The 15,156-nt window shown below is 45.5% G+C and carries 14 protein-coding genes; 10 read left to right on the forward strand and 4 right to left on the reverse strand.

Going from position 1 to position 15,156, the window contains the following annotated elements:
* Positions 1 to 68 precede the first annotated feature (68 nt).
* Positions 69 to 668 (reverse strand): 30S ribosomal protein S4, encoded by a 600-nt coding sequence (rpsD, locus tag BLW49_RS15420; protein WP_076313177.1) that lies wholly within the window; start codon positions 666 to 668, stop codon positions 69 to 71.
* 449 nt (positions 669 to 1,117) lie between these two features.
* On the opposite strand from rpsD, the gene BLW49_RS15425 reads away from it, so the two are divergent.
* From BLW49_RS15425 to BLW49_RS15445, 5 genes are all read left to right on the forward strand, one after another.
* Positions 1,118 to 3,139: a sensor domain-containing diguanylate cyclase gene (locus tag BLW49_RS15425; RefSeq protein ID WP_090725440.1), complete on the forward strand. Its 2,022-nt coding sequence runs from the start codon at positions 1,118 to 1,120 to the stop codon at positions 3,137 to 3,139.
* Positions 3,140 to 3,339: 200 nt separating this feature from the next.
* Positions 3,340 to 4,098 (forward strand): hypothetical protein, encoded by a 759-nt coding sequence (locus tag BLW49_RS15430; protein WP_090725442.1) that lies wholly within the window; start codon positions 3,340 to 3,342, stop codon positions 4,096 to 4,098.
* A 134-nt stretch (positions 4,099 to 4,232) separates the two neighbouring features.
* Positions 4,233 to 5,348, forward strand: a complete 1,116-nt coding sequence (locus BLW49_RS15435) for an aminopeptidase (RefSeq protein WP_090725443.1) — start codon at positions 4,233 to 4,235, stop codon at positions 5,346 to 5,348.
* 100 nt (positions 5,349 to 5,448) lie between these two features.
* The gene (locus BLW49_RS15440) at positions 5,449 to 5,694 is read left to right on the forward strand and encodes an HPr family phosphocarrier protein (RefSeq protein ID WP_047910936.1); all 246 of its coding nucleotides are present in this window, start codon (positions 5,449 to 5,451) and stop codon (positions 5,692 to 5,694) included.
* Between the two features lie 141 nt (positions 5,695 to 5,835).
* Positions 5,836 to 6,132 (forward strand): Fpa/YlaN family protein, encoded by a 297-nt coding sequence (locus tag BLW49_RS15445; protein WP_047910937.1) that lies wholly within the window; start codon positions 5,836 to 5,838, stop codon positions 6,130 to 6,132.
* A gap of 75 nt (positions 6,133 to 6,207) precedes the next feature.
* Here the strand turns inward: BLW49_RS15445 and cax are convergent, their stop codons facing one another.
* Positions 6,208 to 7,269 carry a calcium/proton exchanger gene (gene cax / locus BLW49_RS15450; RefSeq protein ID WP_090725445.1) on the reverse strand — a complete coding sequence of 354 codons (1,062 nt, stop codon included), beginning with the start codon at positions 7,267 to 7,269 and terminating at the stop codon, positions 6,208 to 6,210.
* 163 nt (positions 7,270 to 7,432) lie between these two features.
* On the opposite strand from cax, the gene BLW49_RS15455 reads away from it, so the two are divergent.
* Positions 7,433 to 7,795, forward strand: a complete 363-nt coding sequence (locus BLW49_RS15455; protein WP_047910938.1) for an Asp23/Gls24 family envelope stress response protein — start codon at positions 7,433 to 7,435, stop codon at positions 7,793 to 7,795.
* 118 nt (positions 7,796 to 7,913) lie between these two features.
* On the opposite strand, the gene ftsW is transcribed toward BLW49_RS15455, so the two are convergent.
* Positions 7,914 to 9,185: a putative lipid II flippase FtsW gene (ftsW, locus tag BLW49_RS15460; protein WP_076313535.1), complete on the reverse strand. Its 1,272-nt coding sequence runs from the start codon at positions 9,183 to 9,185 to the stop codon at positions 7,914 to 7,916.
* A 13-nt stretch (positions 9,186 to 9,198) separates the two neighbouring features.
* Entirely contained in the window at positions 9,199 to 9,546 is a 348-nt protein-coding gene (locus BLW49_RS15465) for a YugN family protein (protein WP_076313171.1), read from the reverse strand.
* Positions 9,547 to 9,710: 164 nt separating this feature from the next.
* Here BLW49_RS15465 and BLW49_RS15470 point away from each other — a divergent pair, with 164 nt between their 5' ends.
* The 4 genes from BLW49_RS15470 (at position 9,711) to BLW49_RS15485 (ending at position 15,121) form a co-directional block, all read left to right on the forward strand.
* The gene (locus BLW49_RS15470) at positions 9,711 to 10,901 is read left to right on the forward strand and encodes a M20 metallopeptidase family protein (protein WP_090725446.1); all 1,191 of its coding nucleotides are present in this window, start codon (positions 9,711 to 9,713) and stop codon (positions 10,899 to 10,901) included.
* A 101-nt stretch (positions 10,902 to 11,002) separates the two neighbouring features.
* Entirely contained in the window at positions 11,003 to 11,437 is a 435-nt protein-coding gene (locus BLW49_RS15475; protein WP_076313169.1) for a CBS domain-containing protein, read from the forward strand.
* An 89-nt stretch (positions 11,438 to 11,526) separates the two neighbouring features.
* Positions 11,527 to 13,212 carry a DNA repair helicase XPB gene (locus BLW49_RS15480; protein WP_076313168.1) on the forward strand — a complete coding sequence of 562 codons (1,686 nt, stop codon included), beginning with the start codon at positions 11,527 to 11,529 and terminating at the stop codon, positions 13,210 to 13,212.
* Between the two features lies 1 nt (position 13,213).
* Positions 13,214 to 15,121, forward strand: coding sequence for a helicase-associated domain-containing protein (locus BLW49_RS15485; RefSeq protein WP_090725448.1), 1,908 nt, complete (start codon positions 13,214 to 13,216; stop codon positions 15,119 to 15,121).
* Positions 15,122 to 15,156: the final 35 nt, after the last annotated feature.

The following is a 15,156-nucleotide window of genomic DNA, read 5'->3' on the forward strand; positions in this document are numbered from 1 at the left end:
TATGTTTACAGGCAACTAAAAAATCCCCCGAAAGCAAGCTTTCGAGGGATGTGTTCTCCAGTTAAATATTAACGGTTGTAGAACTCGACGATTTGCTTCTCATCGATATCTTGAGAAAGCTCAGCGCGTTCTGGAAGACGGATGTACTTGCCTTCAAGAGCTGCTTCGTTGTACTCAAGGTAAGATGGAAGATGTGTACGGTTTTCCAAAGCTTCTTTAATAGAGGAAAGACCGCGGCTTCTTTCACGAAGACCGATTACATCGCCAATGCTTACTGCGTAAGAAGCGATATCTACTTTTTTACCGTTAACAGTCACATGACCGTGAGCTACCAGCTGACGTGCACCTGCACGAGAGTTGGAGAAACCAAGACGGTAAACGAGGTTATCAAGACGGCTTTCCAGCAGGAACATGAAGTTCTCACCGGCAATACCTTGCATTTTTTGTGCTTTTGCAAACAAAGTACGGAATTGCTTTTCACCCAAGCCGTACATATGACGCAATTTTTGCTTTTCTTGAAGCTGCATACCGTAGTTGCTGATTTTTCTGCGTTGGTTAGGACCATGTTGACCCGGAGGGAAGTTGCGTTTCAATTCTTTACCAGTTCCGCTCAGGGAAATGCCGAGACGGCGACTCAATTTAAATTTAGGACCAGTGTAACGTGCCATTGTTATAGTAACTCCTTTTATAATAAATTTCATATGATGGGGCTCTATTTGCGCCGCTAATTGTATCGCAAGCCTTATAAGGCAATACATTTCTAATCCAGAAAGTTCAGCCGCTGTCCGGATAGCTACAATAAGCTGTGAGGGTGACACAACGTTACGCCCAAATTTAAAGACCATATCGGTCTTATTCAACAATATATATTATATTAAATGTACGAGCGAAGTCAAGAAGATGTGGTCATGAAGCTATAAAAAGAGAACATCCATAATTTGTCTGAAATTGTCGATAGGACTTATTACCTAAAAAAATAGGACAAATTTCTCTTAAACTCCGTGCAAATTGCAATGAAAGAGGGTAAAATAGATTTGTATCTTAATTTTAAGCATTCGAGTACATTAATACAAAGATGACTATCTAGTCTTGGTTTGTGCAAAGGAGTGCCGCTTTTATGACAGAACACCTTCATAAATCTGCTTACAAGATGGAAGATCTCTTGCTGGAGGGACCTAAGCCGGAGAAATATAATCGAAACTCTAGTGATAGCTCCAACGATCTCCATATAGAGCAACATTGGCTGGAATTTTTGGACGTCAACGTATTTGATACAGAGCACATCGAACGTATCCTTAAGGATGCTTTTGAGGAATGGCGAATTCAAATGCTGACGATCCCTTCCTTTAATGAAGCCATTTTTTCTATATGGAGCGGAAGTGGTACATGTCTTGCTGTCCAAGGTGAAGGATTCTCTTCTGTAAAGAAAGCGGCTCAGCAGAAGATTCAACAAATCCTAGCAGAGCGAATGGGGCATTCCGTGGCTTCGGAGGCGATCATCGAGCATAACTTGTCAGAAGCGGAAGATTACAGTTTGTTTACTCTTCCTCTGTATTCCCGGAGCGAGCAGAAACAATTAGGTTTTTTATGTATTGCGGTCATGCAGGAACGGGTGACAGAGGGATTTGCAGACTTGCTCTTATCCTCCAAGTATCACTATCAATCTTGTTTTTACCGGCGGTTTGAACATCTATTTCTAGCGGATATGCTTCATATCCACAAGCTGTCTGATAATGAGAACCGGCGCAGATCCATCCTCCTTCAAATCGTCCAGCGAATGCAGGAGAAGATGGATGTGAGCGCAGTGCTGGAAGAGGTGTTCGACAGTGTTGCTTTTCTTTTTCCTGCGGTAAATCTCACGCTCTATATGTCACAGGACGGCGGCATGGATGACCCGAGAGTTAAGCCGTTATATCTGCATGGAGATAACAGCTCTGTATGTGTTCGTGCCTTTACGGAGGAACGGATTATTACCCAGCCTTCCACACGGCATCAATATGAGATCGGTATTCCTTTCAGAGGCAAACAAGGGACTTATGGTGTGTTTCATATCGAAGGCAATCAGGAATGGATTGAAGATGTAGATCTGAAGCTGATTACCATGATGGCGGACACAGCGGGGACTGCGTATGAGAATGCCAAGCTGCATGAACAATCCGGTACACTCATTCAAGAACTGCGGATGATAGATGAGCTGACCAAACGTCTGAACCGGAGTCTGCAGCTCACGGATATATATGAGTATGCAGTTCAGCAGCTGATTCGCATATTCAAGGCTCAATCCTGCTGTATTCTCAAGCTGAACCCGGAAGACCAACGCTTCCATGTAATGTTCTCCAATGTTGCTGCACTCCGGAACGAGACTTTTTCCTTATCGGGAATCAGCGGGCAAGTATACAAGAGCGGAGAACCTTTTATATTGTTTAATTATGAGAACTACAATGGTCCAAGCTCCTTCTTCATGGAGACAACAGGCTCTATGTCGATGATGGCGGTTCCTTTGAGAATCAGCGGACAGGTAGAAGGCACAGTGCTTGTAGCACATCAGAAGAAGCAATATTTCTCTTATAACAACTTCCGATTTCTGGATATGCTTGCCGTTCATATTGGACTGGCTGTTACGAATGCAACACTGCACGCTGAAGTGAAGCGGCTGGCGACCGTTGATGCACTGACTGGACTGTACGTCAGACATTATGTAGACCGTATGATTGAGGAACGACAGAGCACAGATTTTTGCGGCTCCCTTATCATCATTGATATTGATCAATTCAAACAAGTTAACGACAGCTACGGTCATCAGGTGGGAGATGCCGTTCTCAAGCAAGTAGGGAATATTATTCGAGAGTCGGCTGGACCCAATGATCTCTGTGCGCGATGGGGAGGAGAAGAGATTGCAATTTATTTGCCTCAGGTAAGCAGTGAGCAGGCCAAAATGATCGCAGAAACGATCCGGCAGCGGGTACCCGAATCGACGACTCCTTCCATCACGGTATCGATAGGTATCGGGGAATGGTGCTGGCTTGATGATCAGGTAAGCCTGGAATCTCTTTTTTATCGTGCGGACATGGCGCTCTATGCGGCCAAAAATGGCGGCAGAAATCGGATTGTAGTCGAACATAAAATGATTGACCGATAACAAACATTCGCTGGGGTAGTATTACGGCGGATGTTTTTTTATTTGGCTGCACTGGATATAAGCACTGTTCAACGGGAAACCTAACAACCGACGATACTATATAGCCTGAAGGGCAGTGACTTATTATGCGAAGATTGAGATTACGCACTATTCTAATATCGATTGTGACTTTATCGCTATTCAGCATGAGCGGATGCGGGATGTTCAACAATTCCCTTGATCCTGAAGAGACATTTCATCGAGCTCTTTCGGGACTAGCTGGTAAGGAGGAAATGACCTTTGAAGGCCATGCAGGACTTAGAACTTCAGCGCAGGGCGAGTTTAACCAGCATTTTGAATATAAAGGGACATTATCTAACCATAACAAGCTGGTCGTAACAAGTCAGGAATACAAGGGCCGTTTGGAGACGAGCAGCAGCAATAAGGCAGAGACAGACTCTCATCCTGTCAATATGGAGCGAAAGGCCGGGATGTGGAGAATGTCGGATCGTATGGAGGACAGCTCTTATGGGGGCTTGACCCGGCTGAACCCGGTAGAACAGCTGGAGAAGATCGGTAATATGAAAGGAAAGGCATTCAGCAATGAGTCAGGAGCCCCTCGGGGAACGCAGATGATTCGAATTGAGCTTGCTGAAGATGAAGCCAGTCAATGGATAGCCGATCAACTGAAGAAAGAAATGCAGATGCTTCATGATGAGCTGCCTGAGCTTGCAAACCAGGTAGACAGCAGCAAACGGCGGCAATGTATGAAGGAGCTGGAAAGAATATGGAATGAGGAGAATGATGAACTTAACCAAAGAGTGAAGAATATAACCGTCAAATCGGTTTATCATCTTACCGTAAATAAGCAATCCAGCTTACCGATCAGACTCTCCTCGGAGAATGAAGTCACTGATAAGAATAATAAGAAAGAGAAAGAAATGCTCATTACAGATATTTATTTCAGTAAGTATCACTAAGCATCACTAAGCATCACTAAGCAAAGTATACAGTTGAAAACCAGGTTGGCTGAAGGGGCTGCCCCAAATAGATACCCCAAAACACAAAGGGGTGCTACAATAGAAATGAACCAACTTGAAGGAGGAGCAAGACAATGAAAGATCCTAGAATTCAGAAGCTGGCGCAAAATTTGGTGAACTATTCAGTGAACGTACAGCCAGGCGAAAATGTATTAGTAGAAATGATCGGTTCTGAGCGAGATCTCATCAACGCGATTATTGAAGAGGTCGGTAAAGCAGGCGGAAATGCTTTCGTTCAGCTTACAGATAAGACTGTTCAACGTGCAATGCTCAAGAATGCTACCGAAGAGATGCTGAAGACCTGGGCAGAGATTGATTTGAAGCGTATGGAGCTGATGGATTGTTACATAGGGATCCGAGCCGGCGAGAATGCGAACGACCTGTCTGATGTACCTGAGGACAAAATGAAAATGTATAACTCACTCTACTCGCATCCCGTACATAGTGAAGAGCGTGTTAAACGTACCAAATGGGTCGTCCTGCGCTATCCGAACGCAAGTATGGCTCAGCTGGCCAATACGAGCACAGAAGCTTTTGAAGACTTTTATTTTGATGTATGCAACCTGGATTATGCCAAAATGGATAAAGCTCAAGATCCGCTGGCAGATCTTATGCGCAAGACGGACAAGGTTCGGATTACCGGTCCGGGAACAGACCTTACTTTCTCAATCAAATCTATTGGTGCAGAAAAATGTGCAGGGGAGAAAAACATCCCTGACGGGGAAGTTTACAGTGCTCCAGTGCGTGATTCTGTAAATGGGACGATCAGCTACAACACACCGACTCTATATAATGGCATTACTTTTGAGAACATCAAATTCCGATTTGAAAATGGGAAGATTGTGGAAGCAACGAGCAATGACACGAAGCGTCTGAATGAAATCCTAGATTCGGATGAAGGAGCACGTTATATTGGGGAGTTTGCGATCGGCTTCAATCCGCATATTTTGCATCCAATGAAAGATATTTTGTTTGATGAAAAAATTGCAGGAAGTCTTCATTTTACACCAGGTCAGGCATATGATGTTACAGACAACGGAAATACGTCATCCATCCATTGGGACCTTGTTCTGATTCAGCGTCCTGAGTATGGCGGTGGTGAAATCTACTTTGATGATGTTCTTATTCGCAAGGACGGATTGTTTGTCATTCCAGAACTGGAAGGTTTGAATCCGGAAAATCTCGTTTAATGGATGTAATGGAAAAATCAGTTGCTAAGAAAGCGGATTCAAGGTATCATAAAGCTGGTTATATTACATTAGAGATCTGATATTAGACGGAGGGATTCCTATGTCGAGTAACAATGCAGCGGTTGTAGAAATTGCTCAAACTGCGAGTAAGTTCACTTCTTCTATCGTACTTCACTCAGACAGCAAGTACATTGATGTAAAAAGCATTCTTGGATTATTTACTACGTTAGTAGGCAATAAAACGTATGAACTTCATGTTCATGGACCGGATGCCGATGAAGCGAAACGTGAAATCTCTGAAGTCTTTGCTAAGCATGGTTTGACGGTGGTAATAGCAGCCGAATAACAGCTTATGCAGCGATTGAAAGCACCTTTACCTTGATGGTAAAGGTGCTTTTTTTAGCAGGTTCTTGTCTTGAGCGTGGTTTTCGTCTAATATTAATGATATATTGTCGTACAAGATTCTGGACATAGGGGGGAAGAGTGCATGACTTCATCAAATCTGCAAGAACAACTGAATTCCAAAGCGATGAGTCTTCTTGAAGAAGATGCAGATAAAATAAAAAAGCTTATTCAAGTACAGATGGAGAACCTGGCAACACGTTACTGCCCTCTCTATGAGGAAGTATTAGATACTCAAGTATTTGGTTTCTCCAAAGAAGTTGATTTTGCTGTTCGTGCAGGACTTCTTCCAGCGGAAACAGGCAAGCAGCTGGTGAATAACCTTGAACGTAATTTAGCCGTTCTCTATGAAGCGCTGAATAATAAAGGGAATCTGGAGTAAGCGCAAGGTCATTTATAGAAGCATGCATGGAGAGATGCATGCTTTTTTCGTATGTTTTTTGACTGACTGAAGCGCTCAGATAAGAAAAAAGGAGACGCCGAGAATACAATATACCGCCATGAGAAGCAGTCCCTCATACCAGTTCGTGGAACCGTCCTGCGTGATGGATTTGGATATGAACACGGCAACTGCAATGGCAGCAAGTTCAATAGTGGTGAAAACGATATCCATTGTATTACCGGAGAAGAAGCTCACAAATACGAGAATGGGAGCAACGAACAAGGCGATCTGCAGGCTGCTGCCAACGGCAATTTCTACAGCTGCGCCTATTTTGTTCTTCATGGCAAGCAGGACAGCAGCACTATGCTCGGCGGCATTTCCGATAATGGCGACAAGAAAGGCTCCTACGAATACTTCACTGAAACCGAATTGAGTCGTAAGCGACTCCAGCGTTCCGACAAGCCATTCACTGACAAAGGCAACCATTACGGTAGCAGCAATAAGATAGATAATCGAACGTGTCTTGGACCATTTGGGCTTTTCACCATGATCGGGCTCAGCACCGTCCGAGTAATCCGTCAAAAGGTCCTTATGAGTGATCATGGAGAACAGAATCCAGGCCAGATAGGACACAATCAGGATGCCGGCCACGAGCAAGCTTAAAGTTTTCGTCTGATTTTCTGTAATTGTATGGGTGTTAAGAAAGACGGCAGGGACGAACAAGGCGATAACGGCAACGGTCATGAGAGAGCCGTTCATCCCGGCGAGCGATTCATTAAAGCTCTGTGTTTTGTATTTCAACCCCCCAAGGAATATGCTGAGTCCAAGCACGAGCAGAAGATTCCCGATGATAGAGCCGGTCAAGCTTGCTTTTACCATATCATATAGACCTTCCCGCACGAGGAAAATCGCAATGATGAGCTCTGCAGCATTTCCGAATGTTGCATTGAGAAATCCGCCGAGCCGCTCCCCTGCATAGTGCGCCACGCTTTCGGTTGCTTTTCCTAAAAAAGCAGCTACGAAGATGACGGCAATCGAAGATAGGATAAACTGTATAAGCGGATCAAGGTGCAGAAAATGTGCTGCAGCGCTTAAACAGAAGGTAAGGATGAGCAGGATTGAAGTCAATTTGTTCATAAAGATCGCCCCCTGATAGAACAGAAACATACTTGTTATAATATCCCCTCATTCAACTAAAATATGAGCAGGCTTTGCTATGTAAGTGATGAGATATATAGATTTGCTTTTTAGGGGTGAAAGGCTTTAAAATATGGGTAATGAAGCCAAAGGAGGATTCGGCATGGCAGAGCAGCTCGAAATCGAAACAGGCAACATTCGTATATCTAATGATGTTGTAGCTAAAATTGCTGGTCTTGCGGCACTCGAAACTCCGGGAATTGCAGCAATGTCCGGAGGGTTGTCCGAAGGCTGGGCCAAGCGCCTCAGCGGTAAGAATGTACAGAAGGGCGTAACCGTGGAGGTTGGATCCACAGAGGCGGCAATTGATCTAAGAATTATCGTCTTGTATGAAACACCAATTCACGAGGTGTCCCGGATGCTTCAGCAGAACGTACGTGTAGCCGTAGAGAGTATGACAGGACTGCGGGTAGTTGAAGTGAATGTGAAAGTTGAAGGCGTGTCATTCAAGGGAGATGAGCAGTAAGTCTGTTACAGGTAATGAAACGGCAGATTACTGGTCTTGTGCAATGGAATCGGATAATGACAAAAAAAGGACGGTTTGGTCAAATGACCAAACTGTCCTTTTGTCGTTATTACAACACTTATTTCGAAGTTGTTCTCTTCTGGGTTTTGCGATTAACGAGAGCAGGCGAGGTGCGCTGCTCCTCTGTTATGGTGCGAACAGACTTGACTCTTTCCTGGGGCTGATCAAGACTATTCTCTCGGGAGATACTGAGCATAATACCAATGCTGGCCATCGTAATCAGTAGCGACGTACCTCCATAACTGATGAATGGAAGGGTGACTCCAGTTACAGGGATAGTCTGTGTTACGCCGCCGATATTAATAAAAGCCTGGATTGCGATCAGTCCCATGATGCCGACGCCCACTAGAGTACCGAAGGAGTCCTTACAGCGCAGTGCAATAATGAAGCCGCGCCAGATAAAATAAATATAAACCCCAAGGAACAGGATTGTTCCCACTAGACCTAATTCCTCACCGATAACGGCAAAAATGAAATCGTTAAAAGCGTTAGGTAAATAGTGCAGCTTAATCACGCCTTGCCCAATGCCAGCACCGAACAGCCCGCCTTGTCCAATTGCGGTTAAGGAATGCAGCAGGTTATAGGATGAATTGGTAGGGTCAGATAACGGATTGAGAAATGACGTGAACCGGGCAAGCTGGTAACCGCCGAAATTACCGGATGCATTGCCTGTCATTAAGTCGATGATATATTTTGCTCCGATGACAATGCCTGCTCCGACAACTAAGAGTCCAATTGAACCCATAATATGCTTCATACTGGCGCCGCCTGCATAGATAATAAGGCCGCAGGTAGCGACTAGAATGAAGGTTGTACCAAAGTCAGGCTGCAGCATGATCAGTCCGGCGACAAAGCCGACAATAATCATGACTGGAATATAGCCGGTTCGTAAATCACGGAACCGTTCGCCCTTCTTGGTAATCAGCGCGGATAAATACAGAATGAGAGAAATCTTGGCAATTTCAGAAGGCTGAAGATTAATTGGCCCTAGAGAGAACCAGCTCTTCGCGTTGTTAATTTCCGCACCTACAACTAACACAGCTAACAGTAATATGACAGTTAGGAGAAACAATGGTATATATAATTGCTTGTACTTTGCAAAAGGAATGTTCATGGCAACAAACATGCCAATAACTCCGAGGATCGCAAAGACCACTTGTCGCTTGGTGAAATAAAGAGCATCATTGTTGTAATCTTCTGAGACGAGGGCTATGCTTGCGCTCGAGCTGTAAACCATGATCAATCCAAAGCCTACTAATAACAAGGTGAGGATGAGTAACTGAAAATCAGGCATACCTCTTCGCACACGCCTTGTTTCTTTTGTCTTCATAGGCTGTTCCTGATTACGCTTCAAGCAATTCCTTGAGCTGCTTAATCTTCTCGTTAGCAAGGCTCATCACTGGAGCAGGAATTTCACTTTCGTACTCCAGTCCGTGAGGAAAAGTTGCTCTTCCGATATATACAGCTTCTACAGATAAAATAGTGTCAGGTTTCTCTAGCTTGCCCTCGATTACACGCGTATTGATTCGTAAGAAATATTCATTTTTTGATTTGCTGTCTTCGATTTTGTAGTCGTATGTAGCGCGGTAGTATTCCCATTGCCAACGAACAAAGCCGGCCTTTTCCGCGCTTTCATCTAAGTATGCAAGATCGCTTCTGAGACCGTCCAAGCCCGTGTTCTCAAATATCATAGAAGATGAACCCTCCTTATACAATGCTCCTTTGTGTTCACAAATATCATGATAGTATGTTTCCTCAGCATGTGCAAGCTTTCCATAACCTGCCATTTCATATCGTTTAAGCATAATTTCTGATACAATGATAGGAAAACATTAGAAGGGGTGGAGGGCGTTTTATGAGAGAGCGCAGTTTAGATGAGTGGCTTGACCAAATGATTGTGTGGAGACGTTATCTTCACCAGAATCCAGAGCTTTCCTTTCATGAAGTGAATACATCCAGGTTTATTGCCGAGCAGCTTGAATCCTTTGGTTTGAAGGTTATAAAAAATGTAGGTGGACATGGTGTGATCGGCATCCTGCAAACGAGCGTACCTGGGCCTGTCGTTATGCTTCGAGCAGATATGGATGCACTCCCTATTCAGGATGAGAAGGAGACCGCTTATAAGTCTCAAGTGGACGGAGCAATGCATGCTTGCGGTCATGATGGACATATGGCAACCCTGCTGGCTACTGCAGGATATATGAGCGAGCACAGAGAGGATTTTATTGGCGAAGTGCGGTTTTTGTTCCAGCCTGCCGAGGAGCTTCTTCCTGGAGGAGCGGCAAAAGTGATAGCGGACGGAGCCTTAACGGATGTCGATGTGATTTACGGTATTCATTTATGGACACCAATTCCACTCGGCCAATATGCCAGCACTCCTGGAGCAATGATGGCCGCGGCGGACGACTTTTATATAGAATTAACAGGTAAAGGCGGGCATGGCGGAATGCCTCATACCAGTATTGACAGCATTGTAGCCGGGGCTTCACTTGTGCTCCAGATGCAAAGTGTTGTCAGTCGTTCCGTAGATCCGCTTCAGCCTGCAGTATTAACAATAGGGACAATTAAAGGCGGCTCTGCACAGAATGTAATTGCAGAGAACTTTACGATCAGCGGTACGGTTCGTACTTTTGATGAGGAGACACGTTATGTAATGAAGGAACGTGTTCATCGGCTTACGGAGCAGGTGTCTTCTGCATATGGAGCCGCCTACAACATCAATTATGTGATGGGATACCCGCCTGTCGTTAATGATGACAAGGAAGCGGCCCGTTTTTTTGATACAGCAACGAAGGCATTTGGTGCAGAACGAGTGCGTGTAACGCCAAAACTGATGCCGGCTGAGGATTTTGCTTATTATTTGCAGGAGATTCCAGGCTGCTTCATGTTTGTGGGTGCAGGCAGCGATAATACCGGAGCGATCTATCCGCATCATCATCCCAAGTTTGATTTTGACGAGCAGGCGATGCTCGATGCCATGCAATTATTCATACAAATGACAAAAAGCTATGCTGAGGAGTATATTACATCAACCGTGCATGCATAATGTTTAATAAGTTGAATCCATTTCATAATATCTTTAGCTAGTTCGGGTTAACCTAATAATGAAATGTAAGGCTTAAAATTTCATGATTAGGAGGTCTTCGGATGACAAAAAAAATGGTGTCTGAAGTGATGTCTACCGGTGTAGCGACGGTTTCAGCAGATAAACATATCTATGATATAGCCGTGATGATGAAGGATCAGGATACAGGCTTTATTCCGATTGTAGAAACGGAGAACAGCTCTAAGCTGGTGGGTGTCGTAACAGACCGCGATCTTGTGCTCAGAGGGTATGCGGGCAAGCATTCAGGTTCAACCGGTGTTGAAGAGGTCATGACGAAGAAGGTTCATACCGTGACGAAGGATACCACAGCAGATGAAGCAGCTGAGCTGATGGCTAAATACCAGATTCGCAGAATTCCCGTCATCGAAGGGGATCAGCTGATAGGTATCGTCTCTTTGGGTGATTTGGCGGTCACTCATCTGCTTGCTGATAATGCCGGGGAGGCATTGACGCAAATTTCGGAGCATTTACATTGATCCAGCATCCACTTGCATGAAATGTGCCAGAAAAGTTCATTTTCGCCCATGCGAAATTGGACTTTTCTTTCTTTGGAAGGAGAAGAGATATGAACGCAGACAAAGCGTGTATTGTGCAGCGGGATTTTACGATATTACTTGAAACTGGCCATCCAAGCTATGAGACCGCTAGAGAACAAATTGCACCTTATGCGGAACTGGTGAAGAGTCCTCCTGCTTTTCATACATATAAAATGACCCCACTCACCCTGTGGAGTGCAGCTGCAATGGGGTACAGTGCTGACGATATTATAGAGAGCCTTGTGATGGTGTCCAGGTGGAATGTTCCTGCGTCACTGATTCAGGATGTTCGCGGAATTGTAGAAAAGTATGGGAAGTTAAAGCTTCAATCGGATGATGAGACTGGAGAATGCATACTTGTAAGCGAAGAGGCCAAATGGATTGACCAAATTCAGTCACATAAGGCGCTATCCTCGTATTCTTTTGAGCGATTAACCGATACGAAGCTTCTAATACCTGCGAAGGATCGCGGGCTAATTAAACAGCAGCTCATTCGTATCGGATATCCTGTTATGGACCAGGCGGGGTATAAGCATGGAAGTCCACTTGCCTTCTCGTGGAAATCAATAGAGCAGGGCAAGGGGACCCAGGAATTTCAACTTCGGGACTATCAGATGGAAGCGGCAAACGCCTTTGAAGGATCAGACGGACTTGGTGGAAGTGGTGTACTCGTACTCCCTTGTGGCGCGGGCAAGACGATTATCGGAATCGCTGTGATGGAACGATTGCAATGTGAGGTGCTCATTCTGACCTCCAACACGACCTCTGTTAGACAGTGGATCAGGGAGATTAATGAGAAGACGACAATTCCGGAAGCCTCTGTAGGCGAATACTCCGGGCAGACGAAGGAAGTAAGACCCGTTACTGTGGCCACCTATCAAATTATGACTCATCGCAAAAACCAAAATGATGAATTTACACATATGAAATTGTTCGGAGAGCGCAGCTGGGGGCTCATCATATATGATGAGGTGCATTTGCTTCCTGCCCCTGTATTTCGGGCTACAGCTGACATCCAGGCTACGAGAAGACTTGGTCTCACGGCCACTTTGGTCCGGGAGGACGGCTGTGAGCAGGATGTATTTTCACTTATCGGTCCAAAGCGTTATGACATGCCCTGGAAAGAGCTGGAGCTGCAAGGCTGGATTGCTGAGGTGGACTGCAGAGAGATTCGTGTACCTATGGAGGAGGAGCTGAAGCAAAAATACTTGTATGCCGAACCAAGGCAGAAATTTAGACTGGCCTCTGAGAATCCTGCTAAGCTCCCAGTAGTGAAGCGATTGCTTGACAGTCATCCGGATCTGCCGGCACTCATTATTGGTCAATACGTAGGCCAGCTGAAGCTGCTTGCTGAAGAATTACAGGTGCCGATTATAACAGGTGCAACCTCTCAGCAGGAAAGAAACCGCCTGTTTGCCGATTTTCGCAAGAAAAAGATTACTACGCTGATTGTCTCAAAGGTCGCTAACTTTGCTGTCGATCTGCCTGATGCTGCGCTTGCGATTGAGGTATCGGGAAGCTATGGCTCAAGACAGGAAGAAGCACAGCGTCTTGGGAGAATTTTGCGTCCCAAGGAAGGGGCTAATAAAGCTTATTTCTATACCTTGGTATCCAAGGATTCAAGAGAACAGGATTTTGCGTTAAAGAGACAAATGTTTCTTATTGAGCAGGGGTATGAATATCATGTAGCCGCTGAGAAGGAGGCCACGCTATAAAATGGCTAACCCAGAACAAATGGCATTCGAGAAAAGTATGGAGCAATTAAATCAGCAAGAGAGGCTGCTGTATTTGACAGCCTTTCGGCTGTTCGGCAGCTCGGCGCTGCAGCTTGACTCCCTTCAGGAGGAGCTGTCGGGTCAGCTTAGTGGGCTGGAGCTGGATCTTGCGGTTCTTCGGTTAAGAGGTCTTCAACTGTTGAAGACGGTAAAGAAAACGTGGGGAGAACAAATCTATTATATTCCTTCCGCGCATTTAGTATGGCTGACAGAACGAATCATACTGCCTAAGCTGCCTCTGTCAGGTGATCATGATTCCATGGTGGAGCATGTCCTTCTTGAAGCGAAATCAGATATTACAGGGGAAGTTCTTCATATCCTGTCTTATATTGCGATTCATGGCATGCCTCTGACTGCCAAAGGGACGATACATAAAAAGACGCTGGGAAGGCTGGGGGAAATGACCGTTCTCCAGTCTTCCGATTTCGAAGGGCTTGCTCTATCTTACGCACATCCGGATGTTTATCCGGTGCATATTGCAGTCATCATGGATCTGCTGTTTAGTCTGGGTCTGGTACGCAAAGAGGAAGGACAGATCACGATTGATGAGGATGTATTAAACAGCTGGCTGGACCTGTCAAATGAGCAGATGAGGCAGAACATTTATCATATTGCGGTAGAGAGGTATGGATCACCGATACCGGGGGCCCGGCATTTTCGCAGTCTGCTGACCTGCTGTGGAAGAAGAGATGCTGGACTGTCATGGCTCAGTCTGGACATGCTCTGCACATGCTTAGTGGATAATGGATTTGCAAGGCAGATGACAACTACCGAGCTTGCTGATGCTGCCACAGGCTGGGTACGTCTCCTGGCTGCCTTTGGCTATGGAGAATTAGGCTCCTCTACGGACGGGACTTATTATTTTCGATTTGAGGAGCCTGTTGATGATGATGCGGATCGGGCCGAGGATCGAGATGAGGTTCGATCTGAGAATCGTTATTCAGGGATCTTCGTGCAGCCTGACTTTGAAATCATGGTGCCGCAGAGCGCTTCCAAACGTCTAACATGGATATTGGAGGGCTGTGCAGAGCTGAAGGCTAGGGATCGAATGACGATATACAAGTTGACCAAGGAGCGGCTTCATCTTGCGGCTGAGCATGGACTCGAGCCGGATACGGTAATGGAGTGGCTTGAGCAATACAGCGAGACCGGCGTACCCGATCAAGTCCGGTTAACACTGGAACAATGGGGAGCTGAGCTCGGGAAGACGACTTTCGAAGCGGTTATTCTGCTAAGATGCGCCAATCTGAAGGATGCGGATGCGATTGAGGCTCATCCGTCTTATTCGGTATGGCGCTCAGATATGGAGCGCATTGGCCCGAACCATTTCATTGTAAACAAGGACAAGCTGAATGAAATACAGAAACACCTGACTGCGATGGGCCTCTCTCCTGCAAAGGGCATTAAAGGTCTTAGTCCTGATACCCGGATCTATCCGCTGACGAAGGAGCAGGCGGAGCTCGCTGTGAGGTTCTGTGCAGAAACAGGCAGACAAGGCTTCGTATATACCGGAAACAATCTGCACTATTACGAAAAGGTAGAAGATACACCCGACATTTCCAGTCTGCTGCCTGATTTCAGATCGATACCGAAGTCCTGGTATGAGGAATGGCGGGAATATCATCCTTCAACAGCTAAACAAATGGTTCAGCAGGCTATTTCCTGGCGGATTCGGCTCGGCATCGAATGTGCAGGAATACGTAGAGAATTTATCCCGGAGTCGATTGGCAGAGGCGAGCCTTGGTCAGTAAACGGCTATTTTGCACCGGATAGAGTGATAAACGTAGTCGAGAAGAGTACACTTGTACCTTCAGAATGGACAAAAATGTCCCTTATTTTACCAAAATAAGTTAATTAGCCAGCAAGATAGAGACAAAAACTCTT

Origin of the sequence: Paenibacillus sp. PDC88 (genome assembly GCF_900106725.1) — a bacterium.
Taxonomy (GTDB): Bacteria; Bacillota; Bacilli; order Paenibacillales; family Paenibacillaceae; genus Paenibacillus; species Paenibacillus shunpengii.

What these genes read in the sequence shown, in the direction of transcription:
- BLW49_RS15470 (WP_090725446.1), top strand. Translation starts at nt 9,711, where the DNA reads ATGAGAGAGCGCAGTTTAGATGAGTGGCTTGACCAAATGATTGTGTGG.
- BLW49_RS15455 (WP_047910938.1), top strand. Translation starts at nt 7,433, where the DNA reads ATGGCAGAGCAGCTCGAAATCGAAACAGGCAACATTCGTATATCTAAT.
- rpsD (WP_076313177.1), bottom strand. Translation starts at nt 668, where the DNA reads ATGGCACGTTACACTGGTCCTAAATTTAAATTGAGTCGCCGTCTCGGC.
- BLW49_RS15435 (WP_090725443.1), top strand. Translation starts at nt 4,233, where the DNA reads ATGAAAGATCCTAGAATTCAGAAGCTGGCGCAAAATTTGGTGAACTAT.
- BLW49_RS15445 (WP_047910937.1), top strand. Translation starts at nt 5,836, where the DNA reads ATGACTTCATCAAATCTGCAAGAACAACTGAATTCCAAAGCGATGAGT.
- BLW49_RS15480 (WP_076313168.1), top strand. Translation starts at nt 11,527, where the DNA reads ATGAACGCAGACAAAGCGTGTATTGTGCAGCGGGATTTTACGATATTA.
- BLW49_RS15430 (WP_090725442.1), top strand. Translation starts at nt 3,340, where the DNA reads ATGTTCAACAATTCCCTTGATCCTGAAGAGACATTTCATCGAGCTCTT.
- BLW49_RS15425 (WP_090725440.1), top strand. Translation starts at nt 1,118, where the DNA reads ATGACAGAACACCTTCATAAATCTGCTTACAAGATGGAAGATCTCTTG.
- cax (WP_090725445.1), bottom strand. Translation starts at nt 7,269, where the DNA reads ATGAACAAATTGACTTCAATCCTGCTCATCCTTACCTTCTGTTTAAGC.
- BLW49_RS15485 (WP_090725448.1), top strand. Translation starts at nt 13,214, where the DNA reads ATGGCTAACCCAGAACAAATGGCATTCGAGAAAAGTATGGAGCAATTA.
- ftsW (WP_076313535.1), bottom strand. Translation starts at nt 9,185, where the DNA reads ATGAAGACAAAAGAAACAAGGCGTGTGCGAAGAGGTATGCCTGATTTT.
- BLW49_RS15465 (WP_076313171.1), bottom strand. Translation starts at nt 9,546, where the DNA reads ATGATATTTGAGAACACGGGCTTGGACGGTCTCAGAAGCGATCTTGCA.
- BLW49_RS15475 (WP_076313169.1), top strand. Translation starts at nt 11,003, where the DNA reads ATGACAAAAAAAATGGTGTCTGAAGTGATGTCTACCGGTGTAGCGACG.
- BLW49_RS15440 (WP_047910936.1), top strand. Translation starts at nt 5,449, where the DNA reads ATGTCGAGTAACAATGCAGCGGTTGTAGAAATTGCTCAAACTGCGAGT.